Annotated in this window: 13 protein-coding genes; 10 read left to right on the top strand and 3 right to left on the bottom strand. The window is 73.2% G+C overall.

Annotated features, from left to right (window positions below):
• Positions 1-99: 99 nt before the first annotated feature.
• From ACFCXS_RS20265 to ACFCXS_RS20255, 3 genes are all read left to right on the top strand, one after another.
• On the top strand, positions 100-1,269 hold the full coding sequence (locus ACFCXS_RS20265; protein ID WP_376644991.1) for a sensor histidine kinase: 1,170 nt from the start codon (positions 100-102) through the stop codon (positions 1,267-1,269).
• Positions 1,270-1,283: 14 nt separating this feature from the next.
• Positions 1,284-1,946, top strand: coding sequence for a response regulator (locus ACFCXS_RS20260; RefSeq protein ID WP_376644729.1), 663 nt, complete (start codon positions 1,284-1,286; stop codon positions 1,944-1,946).
• 110 nt (positions 1,947-2,056) lie between these two features.
• Positions 2,057-3,205, top strand: a complete 1,149-nt coding sequence (locus ACFCXS_RS20255; RefSeq protein WP_376644728.1) for an ROK family transcriptional regulator — start codon at positions 2,057-2,059, stop codon at positions 3,203-3,205.
• 189 nt (positions 3,206-3,394) lie between these two features.
• Here the strand turns inward: ACFCXS_RS20255 and ACFCXS_RS20250 are convergent, their stop codons facing one another.
• Together ACFCXS_RS20250 and ACFCXS_RS20245 are read right to left on the bottom strand one after the other, a co-directional pair.
• On the bottom strand, positions 3,395-4,156 hold the full coding sequence (locus ACFCXS_RS20250) for a GntR family transcriptional regulator (protein ID WP_376644727.1): 762 nt from the start codon (positions 4,154-4,156) through the stop codon (positions 3,395-3,397).
• A 169-nt stretch (positions 4,157-4,325) separates the two neighbouring features.
• On the bottom strand, positions 4,326-5,210 hold the full coding sequence (locus ACFCXS_RS20245) for an RNA polymerase sigma-70 factor (RefSeq protein WP_376644726.1): 885 nt from the start codon (positions 5,208-5,210) through the stop codon (positions 4,326-4,328).
• 109 nt (positions 5,211-5,319) lie between these two features.
• Here ACFCXS_RS20245 and ACFCXS_RS20240 point away from each other — a divergent pair, with 109 nt between their 5' ends.
• From ACFCXS_RS20240 to ACFCXS_RS20220, 5 genes are all read left to right on the top strand, one after another.
• Positions 5,320-5,973, top strand: coding sequence for an NADPH-dependent F420 reductase (locus tag ACFCXS_RS20240; protein ID WP_376644990.1), 654 nt, complete (start codon positions 5,320-5,322; stop codon positions 5,971-5,973).
• Positions 5,974-6,080: 107 nt separating this feature from the next.
• A complete protein-coding gene (locus ACFCXS_RS20235; protein WP_376644725.1) occupies positions 6,081-6,911 on the top strand; it encodes an alpha/beta fold hydrolase in 831 nt (276 codons plus the stop codon).
• Between the two features lie 40 nt (positions 6,912-6,951).
• Positions 6,952-8,391: a PLP-dependent aminotransferase family protein gene (locus ACFCXS_RS20230; RefSeq protein WP_376644724.1), complete on the top strand. Its 1,440-nt coding sequence runs from the start codon at positions 6,952-6,954 to the stop codon at positions 8,389-8,391.
• Between the two features lie 140 nt (positions 8,392-8,531).
• Positions 8,532-10,106 (top strand): alkaline phosphatase D family protein, encoded by a 1,575-nt coding sequence (locus ACFCXS_RS20225; protein WP_376644723.1) that lies wholly within the window; start codon positions 8,532-8,534, stop codon positions 10,104-10,106.
• Positions 10,107-10,236: 130 nt separating this feature from the next.
• Entirely contained in the window at positions 10,237-11,472 is a 1,236-nt protein-coding gene (locus ACFCXS_RS20220) for a GNAT family N-acetyltransferase (protein ID WP_376644989.1), read from the top strand.
• A gap of 9 nt (positions 11,473-11,481) precedes the next feature.
• Here ACFCXS_RS20220 and ACFCXS_RS20215 read toward each other — a convergent pair whose 3' ends face one another.
• The gene (locus ACFCXS_RS20215) at positions 11,482-12,702 is read right to left on the bottom strand and encodes a trans-sulfuration enzyme family protein (protein WP_376644988.1); all 1,221 of its coding nucleotides are present in this window, start codon (positions 12,700-12,702) and stop codon (positions 11,482-11,484) included.
• Between the two features lie 67 nt (positions 12,703-12,769).
• Between ACFCXS_RS20215 and ACFCXS_RS20210 the strand changes: the two genes are divergently transcribed.
• The gene (locus ACFCXS_RS20210; protein WP_030835643.1) at positions 12,770-13,261 is read left to right on the top strand and encodes an Lrp/AsnC family transcriptional regulator; all 492 of its coding nucleotides are present in this window, start codon (positions 12,770-12,772) and stop codon (positions 13,259-13,261) included.
• A gap of 31 nt (positions 13,262-13,292) precedes the next feature.
• Entirely contained in the window at positions 13,293-14,984 is a 1,692-nt protein-coding gene (locus ACFCXS_RS20205; RefSeq protein ID WP_376644722.1) for a DUF885 domain-containing protein, read from the top strand.
• Positions 14,985-15,018: the final 34 nt, after the last annotated feature.

Below are 15,018 nucleotides of genomic sequence, written 5' to 3'. Positions count from 1 at the left end.
GGTCGTTCGGGGTGTGGGCCTCCCCCGGCGGTGGAGATCGTCTCCCCCGTGCGGGGGAGGCTCGCTGTCGGTGCGTGCTGGCACGATGGCGTGATGGTCCTGGTCCGCATGGTGCGCCCGCTCACGCGGGCCGTGACGTACACACGGTGGCTTCATCTCACCATGGCCATCGTGTGGCCGTCCCTGTGGCTGTTCATCGACGAGGCGTGGTGGACCGTGGGCACGGCGACCGTGCTGCTCGGCCTCGCGGGCCTGGTACCGGCCATGCGAGTCGTGGAGGGGTTCCAGGCCAGGCTGTTGCTGACCGGCCGTCGGGACAGGGGCGAGAGCGAGGAGATCGTCGTCACCCCCTCGGCCACCTGGGGTGACCGCGGGCGGATGGTGGTGTGGCTGGAGACGCGGCTGCTCCTCGGCGCCCTGGCATCGCATCTCGCCGTCCAGCTTCTCCTGCTCACCATGGACCTGGTGTCGACGGCACTGGGCGGCGGGCGCGCCGGCGGAGCCTGGCTGCCCGTCGAGGGCCGCCACTGGTGGCACGCCCTGCTCGTCCCCGTGCCCGTGGTCCTGGCAGCCGCGATCGTCGTCGGTTCCGGGCACCTCATCACCCGCATCGCGCTGCGTCTGCTCGGCCCGTCCCCCTCCGAGCGGCTGGCCGCGCTGGAGGAGCGTACGGACCAGCTCCTGGAACGCACGCGGATCGCCCGCGAGTTGCACGACTCCATCGGGCACGCGCTCACGGTCGCAGTCGTGCAGGCGGGCGCCGCCCGGGCGGCGGGCGATCCGGCCTTCACCGACCGTGCGCTGGTCGCCATCGAGGAGACCGGCCGGGCCGCCCTGGAGGACCTGGAGCGGGTGCTCGGGGTGCTGCGCGAGTCGGGGAAGCCGGTGAGCGGGAGGCCGGCCCTGGTGGACGCGGGGCGTCTGCTGGAGTCGGCCCGCGCGTCCGGGGCGAAGGTCGACGCCGAGGTGACCGGCCCGGTGGAGACGGTGCCCGGGCCGGTGTCCCGGGAGGGCTACCGGATCCTCCAGGAGTCGCTGACCAATGTGCTGCGGCACGCGGGCGCGGTCCCGGTGCGCGTCCGCGTGCAGGTCACCGGCGACACCGTCGTCCTCGCGATACGCAACCCCCTGCCGGCCGGAGTGACCGGCTCCGGACGCGGCAGCGGCCTGCGCGGGATACGGGAGCGCGCGGCCCTGCTCGGCGGCCGGGCCCGGACCGGCCCCGACGAAGGGGACTGGCAGGTCCATGCAGAACTGCCCCTGAGGTGATCTACGCTGGCCCGATGCCGGTCACCGTTCTCCTCGTCGACGACGAACCCCTCGTGCGCGCGGGTCTGCGGGCCGTGCTGGAGGCACAGTCCGACATCGAGGTCGTCGGGGAGGCCGCCGACGGGGCGGCGGTGATCCCGCTGGTGCGGAGGCTGCGGCCGGACGTGGTCGCCATGGACGTGCGGATGCCGCTGCTGGACGGCATCGAGGCCACCCGGGCGCTGCTGCGGACGGTCGACGATCCGCCGCGGATCCTCGTGGTGACGACGTTCGAGAACGACGAGTACGTGTACGAGGCGCTGCGGGCGGGTGCCGACGGGTTCCTGCTCAAGCGGGCCCGGCCCGCCGAGATCGTGCACGCGGTCCGGCTGATCGCCGAGGGCGACTCGCTGCTGTTCCCGGCCTCCGTGCGGCAGCTTGCCGCCGAGTACGGCGACGCCGGCGGGAACCGTGCGGCACGGGCCGTGCTGGATCGGGCCCAGCTGACCGAGCGGGAGGCAGAGGTGCTGCGGCTGATGGCGCGTGGCCTGTCGAACGCGGAGATCGCCGCCCGGCTGGTGGTGGGGACCGAGACCGTGAAGTCGCACGTCAGCTCGGTGCTGGCGAAGTTGGGCGCGCGGGATCGCACCCAGGCGGTGATCGCGGCGTACGAGTCGGGGTTCGTGGCGCCGGGCTGACCACCGGGGGGCGGGTGCCTGCCCCTCGCCGGGTGCGACCTGCCCCTCGCCGGGTGCGCCGGACCGAAGTACGATCCGGCCAACACGCGCACGACCTGGGAGGACGGACGGTGGGGCGGCTGACCGGCGGGGATCCCTCGCTGCTGCGAAGGATCAACTCCGCGGTGGTGCTGCACGCGCTGCGCGCCACGGACTGCGCGACGCTGACCGAGATCACCCGGGTGACGGGGCTGTCCCGGCCGACCGTCGAGGGTGTCGTCGAGGGGCTCATCGAGGCCGGGCTGGTCGTCGAGAAGGCCGCCGAGGAGGGTGCTGCCCGGCGGCAGGGGCGTCCGGCGCGGCGGTTCCGGTTCCGGGCCGAGGCCGGGCATCTGATGGGGCTGGAGATCGGGGCGCACCGGGTGGCGGCGCTGCTGTCCGACCTGGACGGCCGGGTGATCGGCGCCCAGGCGAAGGACGTGCCCGAGACGGCGGGGGCCGACGAGCGGCTGGAGCGGCTGCGCGGGGCGGTCGCCGAGTTGCTGCGACGGGCCGGGGTCGCTCGCGGCTCGCTGCGGGCCGTGGGTGTGGCGACGCCCGGCATCGTCGAGGCCGACGGCACGGTGCGGCTGGGCACGGCGCTGCCGGGGTGGACGGGGCTGCGGCTGGGCGAGCGGCTGGGACGGTCGTTCACGTGCCCGGTCTTGGTGGAGAACGACGCCAACGCCGCTGCCGTGGCCGAGCACTGGAAGGGCGCGGCCACCGAGTCGGACGACGTGGTCTTCGTGCTGGCGGGGCTCAGCCCGGGCGCCGGTTCGCTGATCGGGGGGCGGCTGCACCGCGGCTACGGCGGGGCGGCCGGCGAGATCGGGGCGCTGCATCTGCTGGGCCGGGGGGTGACGCCCGAGACGCTCCTGTCGACCACGGACGAGCCCCTGCACCCCCTCGACGAGCAGGCGGTCGCCGCGGTCTTCGCGCAGGCCCGCGAGGGCGACCGGCGGGCCCGGGCGGCCGTCGAGCGCTTCATCCAGCGTCTCGTCCACGACGTGGCGGCCCTCGTCCTCGCCCTCGACCCGGAGCTGGTCGTGATCGGCGGCTGGGCGGCGGGCCTGGACGGCGTCCTGACCCCCCTGCGCGAGGAACTCGCCCGCTACTGCCTGCGTCCCCCGGAGGTGACTCTCTCCGCACTGGGAGACGCGGCAGTGGCGACGGGCGCCCTGCGCCTGGCCCTGGACCACGTGGAGGAGCAGCTGTTCGCGGTGGAGCAGCGCCCCCTTTAGGGGCGCGGGGCCGCACCGACCTGCGACTCCGCCGCATCGGGGCAAGGGGTCAGGACGCTCCGGCTCCGGCGCCCGCACCCTTCAGGGGCGCGGGGCCGTGTCGATGTGCGGCTCCGCCGCGTGGGCGCGACAAGCCACGACGCTCCCGGCAGCCCGCCGAGCACCGCCTCCCGCCCCCGTTCTGGTCGGTCAGGACGCCTTCTGCCGAGGCCCGGCGTGAATCTCCACGCCACCTGAGTCACCGAAGGTCAACCGGCACGTGTCAGCCCGGTACGTGGCCACCGACAACGCGGACGTACGCCCCCCGGCGAAGAACCGCGTGGTCACCACGAGCACGGGCGCCCCGGGCAGCCGGTCCAGCTCCTTCGCCTCCTCGGCCCCCGCGGAACCGAGCTCCACCGCGTTCTCCTGCCGCTCCAGCTCCAGCCGCTGCAGCTCCCGCAGCACCGCACGCGCGCGTGCCGCTCCGGACGGCGCGTCGATGCCGGAGAGCTCGGGTACCGAGGGCTGCGGGATGTACAGCAGCTCCGCGGCCACCGGCCGGCCGTGCGAGACGCGGGAGCGCCGCACGATGTGCACGAGTTCATCCCGGCCGGTCTCCAGCGCGTCGGCAACGCTCGCCGGTGGCGCGGCCGCCGTGCAGTCGACGGGCTGCCAGGCATCCTCGGGACCGCCCGGCCAGGTGTGCGGGCCGGTGCCGAGGGAGACGCCCTCGCGGGGCGGCGCGACGGTCGTACCGACGCCACGGCGCCGCTGCAGCCTGCCTTCGAGTTCGAGTTGCTCCAGGGCCTGGCGGAGCGTGGCGCGGGCGACTCCGAAGCGGGCCGCGAGGTCGCGCTCGTTGGGCAGGATCTCGCCCACCGAGAACTCCGAGTCGAGGGCCTCACTGAGCACGGTCTTGAGATGCCAGTACTTCGGTTCCTGCACCGATTCCAGCTGCGTGGTCCCCACCCTGTCCTCCGCATTCGCCGTGGTCGGCGGCCTTTTAGCGCCCTTGTTTATTAAAGGTTGTTGCACTTCTGTGCGACCATAGGGCGGCCCTGATTCTTGGTCAAGACCAATGGCCGGGAACGTTCACGGGGCGTTCATGAAGGGCCGTCGACGGGCTCCGGCGAAGCACCTAAGAGACCGTCAGGGACCGCAGCTTGTCGGGGTTTCGGACGATGTAGACGGACTGGACGCGTCCGTCGGCGACATCGACCTGGAAGACGGAGTCGGGCTTGCCGCCGGAGAGGATCAGCGCGGCCGGGCCGCCGTTGAGCTCCAGGAACCGCACGGACAGGTCCGGGAGGCTCTTCTGTGCCACGCCGACGAGGAAGCGGCCCACCTTGTCGGCGGTCCGCAGGACCCGCAGCGGGGCCTGCGACTTGCCACCGCTGTCGCCCACGAGCCGGACCTCCGGGGCGAGCAGCGCCATCAGGCCTTCGAGGTCGCCGCCGGCCGCCGCGGCGAGGAACCGCTCCGTGAGGTCGCGTCGCTCGGCGGGGTCGACCTCGTAGCGGGGGCGCCGCTCCTCGACGTGCTTGCGGGCCCGCCCGGCCAGCTGACGCACCGCCGGTTCGCCGCGGTCGAGCATGGAGGCGATGTCGGCGTAGGGGAAGCCGAAGGCCTCGCGCAGCACGAACACGGCCCGCTCCAGCGGTGACAGCGACTCCAGGACGACGAGCACGGCGAGGGAGACGGAGTCGGCGAGCACGGACCGCTCGGCGGTGTCCGGCACGGTGTCGCCGAAGTCGGTGACGTACGGCTCGGGCAGCCAGGGGCCGACGTACGTCTCGCCGCGGGCCTTGATCTGCCGGAGCCGGTCGATGGCGAGGCGGGTCGTGATCCGCACGAGGTAGCCGCGTGGCTCGCGCACGTCGCCGCGGTCACCGCCGGACCAGCGCAGCCAGGCCTCCTGGACCACGTCCTCCGCGTCGGCCACGCGCCCCAGCATCCGGTAGGCGACGCCCAGCAGGACGGGGCGGTGTGCTTCGAAGACATCGGTCGGGGTCTCGGTGGTCACGGCTCCATCCCAGCCCACCCCTGCGGCCCTGTCCAGGCGGAATCGTCACTTCCCGGACAGAATGGCCGACAGGACGCCGGTCATCGGCGGTACGGCTGCGGAGGTGGCGATGCGGTACGGGGTGCTGGGCACGGGACAGGTCGGGCGTACGCTCGGCGGGCGGCTGGTGGAGCTGGGGCACCAGGTGCGGCTGGGATCGCGCACGCCGGACAACACGGCCGCCGTGCAGTGGGCCGCCGCCGCGGGCCCCCGGGCGAGCGCCGGGACGTTCGCACAGGCGGCGGAGTTCGGGGAGGTCCTGGTCAACGCGGTCGGCGGGCGGGTGGCACTGGCCGCGCTGGAGGCGGCGGGCGCGGAGAACATCGACGGCAAGATCGTCGTGGACGTGTCCAATCCACTGGCTTTCGAGGAGGGCGAGCTGAGGCTGTCCCCCGCCGAGTCGGACAGCGTGGGCGAGCAGATCCAGCGGGCCTTTCCGCACGCGCGCGTGGTGAAGTCGCTCAACACGGTCAACTGCCGGGTGATGGTGGATCCGGGCAGCGTGCCGGGCGAGCACAACGTCTTCGTCTGCGGGGACGACCCCGGCGCCAGGGAACAGGTGACGGCGCTGCTCGGGGAGTTCGGCTGGCCGGCGGAGCGGGTGCTGGACCTCGGCGGCATCCGGGCGGCCCGCGCGGTGGAGATGTGGCTGCCGCTGTGGGTCGGACTGTTCCAGAAGTTCGGGCACGGCGAGTTCAACCTGGAGGTGCGGCGGTCGCGTTGAACGGGCCGACACCGTGAAGGTGGCGCCCCCATGGGGCTACCCGCGGGTAGCAATTGCTGACAAGCTGTCTACGGCGTCCGTCAGCGAGTACAGCCGAGGAGCACCCCATGTCCGCCACCGTCTCCTTCAAAGTCGCCTCCGCACAGGGCGAGCAGAGCGTGACCCTGTCCTACACGCGCCGGGGCAGCGGAGAACCGCTGCTCCTGCTGCACGGCATCGGCCACCACCGTCAGGTGTGGGACCCGGTGATCCCGGCGCTGGCGGCCGAACGCGACGTGATCGCAGTGGACCTGCCGGGTTGCGGTGAGTCGCCGGCGCTCCCGGACGGAATGGCGCACGACCTGCCCACGATGAGCACGGTCCTGACGGCCCTCTTCGGGGCCCTGGAGATCGACCGGCCGCATGTGGCGGGCAACTCGCTGGGCGGTCTGCTGGCCCTGGACCTGGCCCGGGCGCAGCTCGTCCGCTCCGTCACCGCCCTGTCCCCCGCCGGGTTCTGGAACGAGGCCGAGCGCCGCTACGCCTTCACCGTGCTGACGGCGATGCGGCAGATCGCCCGGCGGATGCCGCCGCCCCTGGTGGAGCGGCTGGCCCGCCCGGCCCTCGGCCGCACCCTGCTGACGAGCACCATCTACGCCCGTCCCGGCCGCCGTTCACCCGAGGCCGTGGTCGCCGAGACGCTCGCCCTGGCGCGGGCCCAGGGGTTCTCCGAGACGTTGCGCTCCGGCCGGACGGTGCAGTTCACCGACGACATCGTGGGGACGCCGGTCACCGTGGCGTGGGGCAACCGGGACCGGCTGCTCATCCCCCGCCAGGGTGTGCGTGCCAAGGGCGTCATCCCCGGCGCCCGGCTCGTGCGGCTGCCCGGTTGCGGGCACGTCCCGATGAACGACGATCCGGCGCTGGTGGCCCGGGTGGTGCTCGACGGCAGCCGCTGACCCCGCGAGGAGAGCCGCAGAGCCTCTAGGGTCTCCCCTCATGGGGCCGACGCGGAGAAACCCGGGCGGAGGTGCGGCGTCCGCCGCCTGGGAGCTGCTGCTCCCGGCCGCTTCGGCCCCGGCACGCACGCGTGGCCGCTCCCTGCAGGCGGCACTGCGCGAGGCGGTCCGCTCGGGCCGCCTCGCGCCGGGCACCCGGCTGCCGTCGAGCAGAGACCTCGCGGCGGACCTGGGAGTGTCACGCGGGCTGGTCACGGAGGCGTACGAGCAGCTGACGGCCGAGGGATACCTGCGCAGTGGCCGGGGCGCCGGGACGTGGGTGGGCGCGGCCGTACGGGCGGCGCGGCCGCGGGCGCACGATCTCGCTCCGCGCTCGCCCGGTGCCCGGGCGGACTTCGTGCCCGGGACGCCGGATCTCGCGCTGTTCCCGCGGGCGGCCTGGGCCGCCGCGCAGCGCGCCGTGCTCGCGGGACTTCCGCACCGGGAGCTGGGCTACCCCGATCCGCGGGGGCTGCCGGGGCTGCGTACCGCGCTGGCCGAACTGCTCGCCAGGCGACGGGGTGTGGTGGCCGACCCCGAGCGGCTCGTGGTCGTCTCGGGCGTGGCCCAGGCGACGGCCCTGCTCGGTTTCGCGCTGCACGCGCGCGGGATGCGCACCGTCGGCGTGGAGGATCCCGGCAGTCCTCAGCACGACGCGCTGTACGCGGCGGCCGGGGTCGCCGCCGTGCCGCTGCCGCTGGACGACGAGGGCGTCGCCCTGGAGCCGCTGCGGGCGTCCGGCGTACGGGCCGTGGTGGTGACCCCGGCCCACCAGTTCCCCACCGGCATCGCCTGTTCGGCCCGGCGGCGCGCCGAACTGCTGGACTGGGCGCGGTCCGTGGACGGCATCGTCCTGGAGGACGACTACGACGGCGACTTCCGTTACGACCGTGCCCCCGTCGGGGCGCTCCAGGGTCTAGACCCGGACCGCGTGGCCTACACGGGCTCGGTCAGCAAGTCCCTCGCGCCGGGCCTGCGGCTGGGCTGGCTGCTGGTGCCGGATTCCTGGACGGAGGAGGTCGTCGAACGCAAGCGCACGATGGATCTCGGCCACCCCGCCCTCGACCAGGCCGTGTTCGCCCGCTTCCTGGAGCGCGGCGACTACGACCGCCAGTTGCGCCGCTGCCAGCGCGCCTACCGCGAACGGCGCGACGCGCTGGTCGCGGCGCTGGACGCGCACTTCCCCGGAGCGGAGGTGTCCGGGATCGCCGCCGGCCTGCACGTCATCGTCACCCTGCCGGGGCGGTACGGGCCCGAGGAGCGGTTCCTCACGCGCATGGCGGAGGCGGGGGTGGCGGTGCGCCCGCTCTCGGCCTACGCACACCCGCCGACCGGACCCGCGGCGGCCGGGGAGGTTCGGCTGGTCCTGGGCTACGCCCATGTGCCGCCCGCCCGGATCGCCGGGGGCGTGCGGCTGATGGCGCAGGCCGCGGCCGGGTGAGGCGACCGGGTGAGGCGACCGGTTCGCGCGTTCCCTCACCCTGCGGTCGGTTGTTCACTTGGGGTTCGTGTGTGCGCCGCGATGTGCCAGTAGGTGTGGCTCTGCACACTTGGCCGGATCCCGTCCCCGGAGGCGTATCCATGTCACACCGTCCGTTGCCCGGACGCCGCAGCGTCCTGCGTGGCTCCCTCGCCGCGTCGGCGGCCCTGTCCCTGCCCACCGCTCTCGGCGCGGCGCCCGCTTTCGCCCGCTCCGGACGCCCGACGGCAGGGTGGGGGGTGCAGGCGGGCGACGTGACGTCCGACTCCGGTCTGGTGTGGGTGCGCTCCGACCGGCCGGCCCGGATGATCGTCGAGACGTCGGCGACCGAGTCGTTCCGCAACCCGCACCGATGGCACGGGCCGCTGCTGGGCCCGGGCACCGACTTCACGGGCACGACCCGGCTGCGCGGTCTGCCGTCCGGCGAGCAGATCCACTACCGCGTGCTGCTCGCCGACCCGGACGACCCGCGCCGTGCCGGTGAGCCGGTCACCGGTACGTTCCGCACGGTGTCCGCCAGACGCCGCGACGGCGTCCGGTTCGTCTGGTCCGGCGACCTGGCCGGGCAGGGCTGGGGCATCAACCCGGAGCTCGGCGGCTACCGCATCTACGACGCGATGGGCGCCCTCGACCCGGACTTCTTCCTCTGCAGCGGCGACAACATCTACGCCGACGGCCCGATCACCGAGACCGTGGCCCTGCCCGACGGCCGGACCTGGCGCAACGTCACGACCGAGGAGAAGGCGAAGGTCGCCGAGACGCTCGCGGAGTTCCGCGGCAACTTCCGCTACAACTTCCTGGACGAGAAGCTGCGGGCCTTCAACGCCCGGGTGCCGTCCATCGTGCAGTGGGACGACCACGAGGTCCTCAACAACTGGTACCCGGGCGAGATCCTCACCGACACCCGGTACACCGAGAAGCGCGTCGACGTGCTCGCCGCGCGGGCCCGCCAGGCCTTCTCCGAGTACTTCCCGATCTCCACACTGCGCCGCCCCGACGGCCGGGTCTACCGTGTGCAGCACCACGGCCCGCTGCTGGACGTGTTCGTCCTGGACATGCGCACCTACCGCAACGCGAACTCGCCCGACGACCAGACCACCGATCCGCAAGGCATCCTCGGCCGGGAGCAACTGGAGTGGCTCAAGCGGGAGCTGTCCCGCTCGCGGGCGGTGTGGAAGGTGATCGCCTCCGACATGCCGATCGGACTGGTCGTCCCGGACCCGACCCAGGGCAAGGCGAACATCGAGGCCGTCGCGCAGGGCGACCCCGGCAAGCCGCTCGGCCGCGAGCTGCAGATCGCGGAACTGCTGCGGTTCGTCAAGCACCGGCGGATCACGGGCACGGTGTGGCTGACGGCCGACGTGCACCACACCTCGGCGCAGCACTACCAGCCGTCCAAGGCCGCCTTCACGGACTTCGAGCCGTTCTGGGAGTTCGTCTCGGGTCCGCTCAACGCGGGCGCCTTCCCCGCGAGCGCCCTGGACGGCACCTTCGGCCCGGACCGTGTGTTCGTGAAGGCGCCGGCCACCGCCAACGTCTCCCCCGCCGGTGGCTACCAGTTCTTCGGCGAGGTCGACATCGACGGCCACAGCGGCGAGCTGACGGTACGTCTGCGGGAGCAGGACGGCACCGTGTTGTTCACCCAGACGCTCCAGCCTGGCCTGGTCGGCCAGTAGGTACGGAACTCAACGTTTGAAGCGTCCATAAAGGGGGCAGACTGCCCTCTTTACCCATCGGTCACAATGCGTTCGCGATCACGCAACACCGTTCGGTCACAGTGGGTGCATGACGCGAGAACTGACCCACATGACGCATGCCGAAGCCGACCGCCGCCCCGCCACCTCGTGGCAGCGGGTCGCGGCGGCGTTCCACGCCTGGCGAACACGACGCCAGGAACACGCGCCGCCCTCGAGTGATACCGGGTCCCCGGCACCGGAGCCGGTGCCGGGGGCGCACACCCTGTGGCGGATGCGGACCACGGTTCAGGAGGAACCGGGGTCGCTGGCGGCGCTGTGCAGCGCCCTGGCCGGGCAGCGCGTCGACATCCTCAGCCTGCAGACGCACCCGCTGGCCGAGGGCACGGTCGACGAATTCCTGCTGCGCGGCCCGGACGGCCTGCCGGCGTCCGCGATCACCACGGCCGTCGAGTCGGCCGGTGGCGCCGACACCTGGATCGAGCGGGCCGACGCACACGACCTGGTGGACGCGCCGACCCGGGTCCTCGGGCTCGCCGCCCGCACCGCCCTGGACTCGGCGGAACTGCCGCTGGCCCTGCGCCAGTTGCTGGGCCGGTGCACGATCCGGTCGCTGCCCGCGCCGGCCGGTGGAGGCCGGGCACCGGAGAGCCTCGCCGTCGAAGGGGCCCTCGACGACACGGTGATGCGGCTGCGCGGACCGGAAGGCGGCATGATCATCGTGGAACGGCCGTATCTGCCGTTCACGCCGACCGAGTTCGCCCGGGCGAGGGCTCTGGTGGAGCTGGACGCCCGGCTCGGACCGCGCCTGCCGCACGGACGAGACGTGTTCACGCTCGCCGAGGGCAGCGACATCACCGTGCGGCGGGCCGACACCCGTGACCTCGAAGCAGCCCGGGCGATGCACGAGCGGTGCTCGCCGCGCACGCTGAAGCTGCGCTATCACGGGCCGGTCGGTGACGCCGACCGCTACCTGAACCACCTGCTCAGCCCGCGCTACGGCCGCACCCTCGCCGTGCAGACGGCCTCCGGGCGGATCGTCGGGCTCGGTCACCTCCTGTGGGACGGGGACGAGACGGAGGTCGCGCTGCTCGTCGAGGACGGGTGGCAGCGCCGGGGTGTCGGGGCGGAGTTGCTGCGCAGGCTGGTGGGGATGGCGGTCGAGGCCGGGTGCTCGAGTGTGTATGCCGTGACGCAGGCGTCCAACACGGGGATGGTCGCCGCCATGCGTGGCCTGGGGCTGCCTCTCGACTACCAGGTCGAGGAGGGGACGCTGGTCATCACGGCGCGGCTGGGTGAGGCGGTCGTGACGGCGGCGGAGGAGCTCGGGAGCGCCTCCGCGTCGTAAGAGCGTGCGTCAGTGGGCGGCCGCGGGCTGGTTGTGGTTGCTCGCGCTGTTCCCCGCGCCCCTGTCGGGGCGTCGTCCCAGGGCTGCGTCGAGATCCGACCACAGGTCCTCCACGTCCTCCAGCCCCACCGACATGCGCAGGAGCCGGTCGCTCACGCCGGCTCCCCTGCGGTCGTCCGCGTCCACGATGCGGTGGCTGATGGAGGCCGGGTGCTGGATGAGGGTGTCGACGCTGCCGAGGCTCACCGCCGGGGTGATCAGGCGTACCGCGCCGATCACCTCGTGCGGGTCGCCGTGCACCTCGAAGGCGACCATCGCGCCGCCGATGCGCGGGTAGTGCACCCGGGCGATCCGCGGGTCGGCGGCGAGGCGGCGGGCCAGTTCGGCCGCCGTGGCGGAGGCCGCCCGGACCCGGACGGGAAGGGTGGACAGGCCGCGCAGCAGCAGGTAGCCGGCCAGCGGATGCAGGACTCCGCCGGTGGCGAAGCGCACCTGTCGCAGCCGTCCGGCGAGCTCCTCGTCACAGGCGACCACGCCCGCGAGGACGTCGCCGTGGCCGCCGAGGTACTTGGTGGCACTGTGCAGGACCAGCCGGGCACCGTGCTCGGCGGGGCGCTGGAGGACCGGCGTGGCGAAGGTGTTGTCGACGAGCAGCGGTACCGTGCCGCAGGCGTGGGCGACGGCCCGCAGGTCGACCTCGGCGAGCGTGGGGTTGGCCGGGGACTCGACCAGGACCAGTCCGGTGTCCGGGCGCAGGGCGTCGGCGACACCCGCCGGGTCGGTCCAGGTCACCTCCGAGCCCAGCAGCCCGGCGGTCAGCAGGTGGTCGCTGCACCCGTAGAGGGGGCGTACGGCGACGACGTGCCGCAGGCCCATGGAGCCGCGCACGAGCAGAACGGCGCTGAGGGCGGCCATGCCGCTGGCGAACGCCACGGCCGCCTCGGTGCCCTCCAGGCGGGCCAGGGCGGTCTCGAAGCGGGCGACGGTCGGGTTGCCCAGCCGTCCGTAGACGGGCGGGCCGTCCGGCTCGGCGCCGGTGGTGGCGAAAGTGTCGATGCGGGCCGCCTCGCCACGGCTGTCGTACGAGGGGTACGTGGTGGACAGGTCGATCGGCGGGGCGTGCAGCCCCTGCCGGGCGAGGTCGTCCCGCCCGGCGTGCACGGCCTCGGTGGCGAGGGCTCGCGGTGGGGTGCGTATGGCGTCGTGAGCGCGCGTGCTCGTTGTGTCCATGTCCATGGTGGGCAAGGGTGAACATCGGCCGGGCCGCCGGGTGCGGATCCCGTGTTACGTTCGGCCGATGGCTGAATCTGTCGTACTCGATCCGGTGGATCTCCATCTGTTGCGGCTGTTGCAGAACGACGCCCGGGCGACCTACCGGGATCTCGCCGCGCAGGTCGGGGTGGCTCCCTCGACGTGTCTGGACCGGGTGACGCGGCTGCGCCGGTCGGGCGTGATCCTCGGGCACCGGCTGGAGCTGGATCCGGCCAAACTCGGGCGGGGACTGGAAGCCCTGCTGTCGGTGCAGGTCAGGCCGCACCGCCGGGAGCTGGTGGGGCCGTTCGTGGAACGGATCCGGGTCCTGCCGGAGTCGCGGACGGTGTTCCATCTGACCGGTCCCGACGACTATCTGGTCCATGTCGCGGTCGCCGACATGGCCGATCTGCAGCGGCTGGTGCTCGACGAGTTCACGTCGCAGCGGGAGGTGGCGCGGGTGGAGACCCGGCTGATCTTCCAGCAGTGGGAGTGCGGGCCGCTGCTGCCGCCTTCGCCCTCGGCTCAATCGGCGTGACGTGCGCGGTCCGTCGTACGAGGATGGCTGCATGTCTGAGATCAAGAGCCAGCTGCCCCGAGAGGTCGCCGACGCCTACGTCGACGAGCTCGTCGCCCTCGACCCGATCACCGGTACGTTCCTCGGCGACAAGGAGAGTTCGAGCAGGCTGCCCGACACGTCGCCCGCGGGGCAGGAGGCACTTGCCGAGCTGGCGCGGCGGACGCTGGCCCGGCTGGACGAGGCCGAGCGGCTGCCCGGCGCGGACAGTGACATCGAGCGCCGGTGCGCGCGGCTGCTGCGCGAGCGGCTGGGCGCCGAACTCGCGGTGCACGAGGCCGACGAGAGCCTGCGTTCCGTCAGCAATCTGAGCTCCATCGCGCATGCGGTGCGGCAGGTCTTCACCGTGACGCCCGCACAGACGGAGCAGGACTGGGCGGCGATCGCCGAGCGGCTGCGCGGTGTCCCGGCCGCGCTGGAGGGCTACCGGGAGTCCCTGGCGCTCGGCCTGGAGCGGAAGCTGTACGCGGGCCCCCGCGCCACCGCCACCTTCGTGACGCAGCTCGGTGAGTGGGCCGACTCGGACGGCGAGGGTCACGGCTGGTTCGAGCAGTACGCGGCGGCCGGCCCCGAGACCCTGCGGTCCGAGCTGGACACCGCCGCCCGCGCGGCCACCGAGGCGGTCGTGCGGCTGCGCGACTGGATGCGGGACGTGTACGCGCCGACGATCGAGGGCGCGCCGGACGTGGTGGGCCGGGAGCGGTATGCGCGCTGGGTGCGCTACTTCAACGGCACGGACCTCGATCTGGACGAGGCGTACGCCTACGGCTGGTCCGAGTACCACCGGCTGCTCGGCGAGATGAAGAGCGAGGCCGAGAAGATCCTGCCGGGCGCCGGCACACCGTGGGAGGCGCTGGCCCACCTCGACGCGCAGGGCACGCACATCGAGGGCGTCGACGAGGTCCGTGACTGGCTGCAGAGCCTCATGGACGAGGCGATGGACGCGCTCGACGGCACCCACTTCGACCTGGCCGAGCGGGTGCGCCGGGTGGAGTCGCGCATCGCCCCTCCGGGCAGCGCCGCGGCCCCCTACTACACGCCGCCGTCGGACGACTTCTCCCGCCCGGGCTGCACCTGGCTGCCCACCATGGGCGAGACGCGCTTCCCGGTCTACGACCTGGTGTCGACCTGGTACCACGAGGGCGTGCCCGGCCACCACCTCCAGCTCGCCCAGTGGAAGCACGTGGCGGAGAACCTCTCGCGCTACCAGGCGAGCGTCGGCATGGTGAGCGCCAACGCCGAGGGCTGGGCGCTGTACGCGGAGCGGCTGATGGACGAGCTGGGCTTCCTGACGGACCCGGAGCGCCGGCTCGGCTACCTGGACGCGCAGATGATGCGGGCCGTGCGCGTCATCATCGACATCGGCATGCACCTGGAGCTGACGATCCCGGACGACTCGCCCTTCCACCCCGGCGAGCGCTGGACGGCCGAGCTGGCCCAGGAGTTCTTCGGCTCGCACAGCAGCCGTCCGGCCGACTTCGTGGAGAGCGAGCTGACCCGCTACCTGTCCATGCCGGGCCAGGCCATCGGCTACAAGCTCGGCGAGCGGGCGTGGCTGCTGGGCCGTGAGAACGCCCGCGAGCGGCACGGCGACGCCTTCGACCCGAAGGCGTGGCACATGGCGGCGCTGTCACAGGGGTCGCTGGGTCTGGACGACCTGGTGGACGAACTGTCGCAGCTGTAGTTCGTACACGGGGGGACACTGCGCCGTCCCGCGC

It is taken from the genome of Streptomyces sp. NPDC056373 (assembly GCF_042262425.1).
Taxonomy (GTDB): domain Bacteria; phylum Actinomycetota; class Actinomycetes; order Streptomycetales; family Streptomycetaceae; genus Streptomyces.
This window is presented reverse-complemented; position numbering and strand designations above follow the sequence as displayed.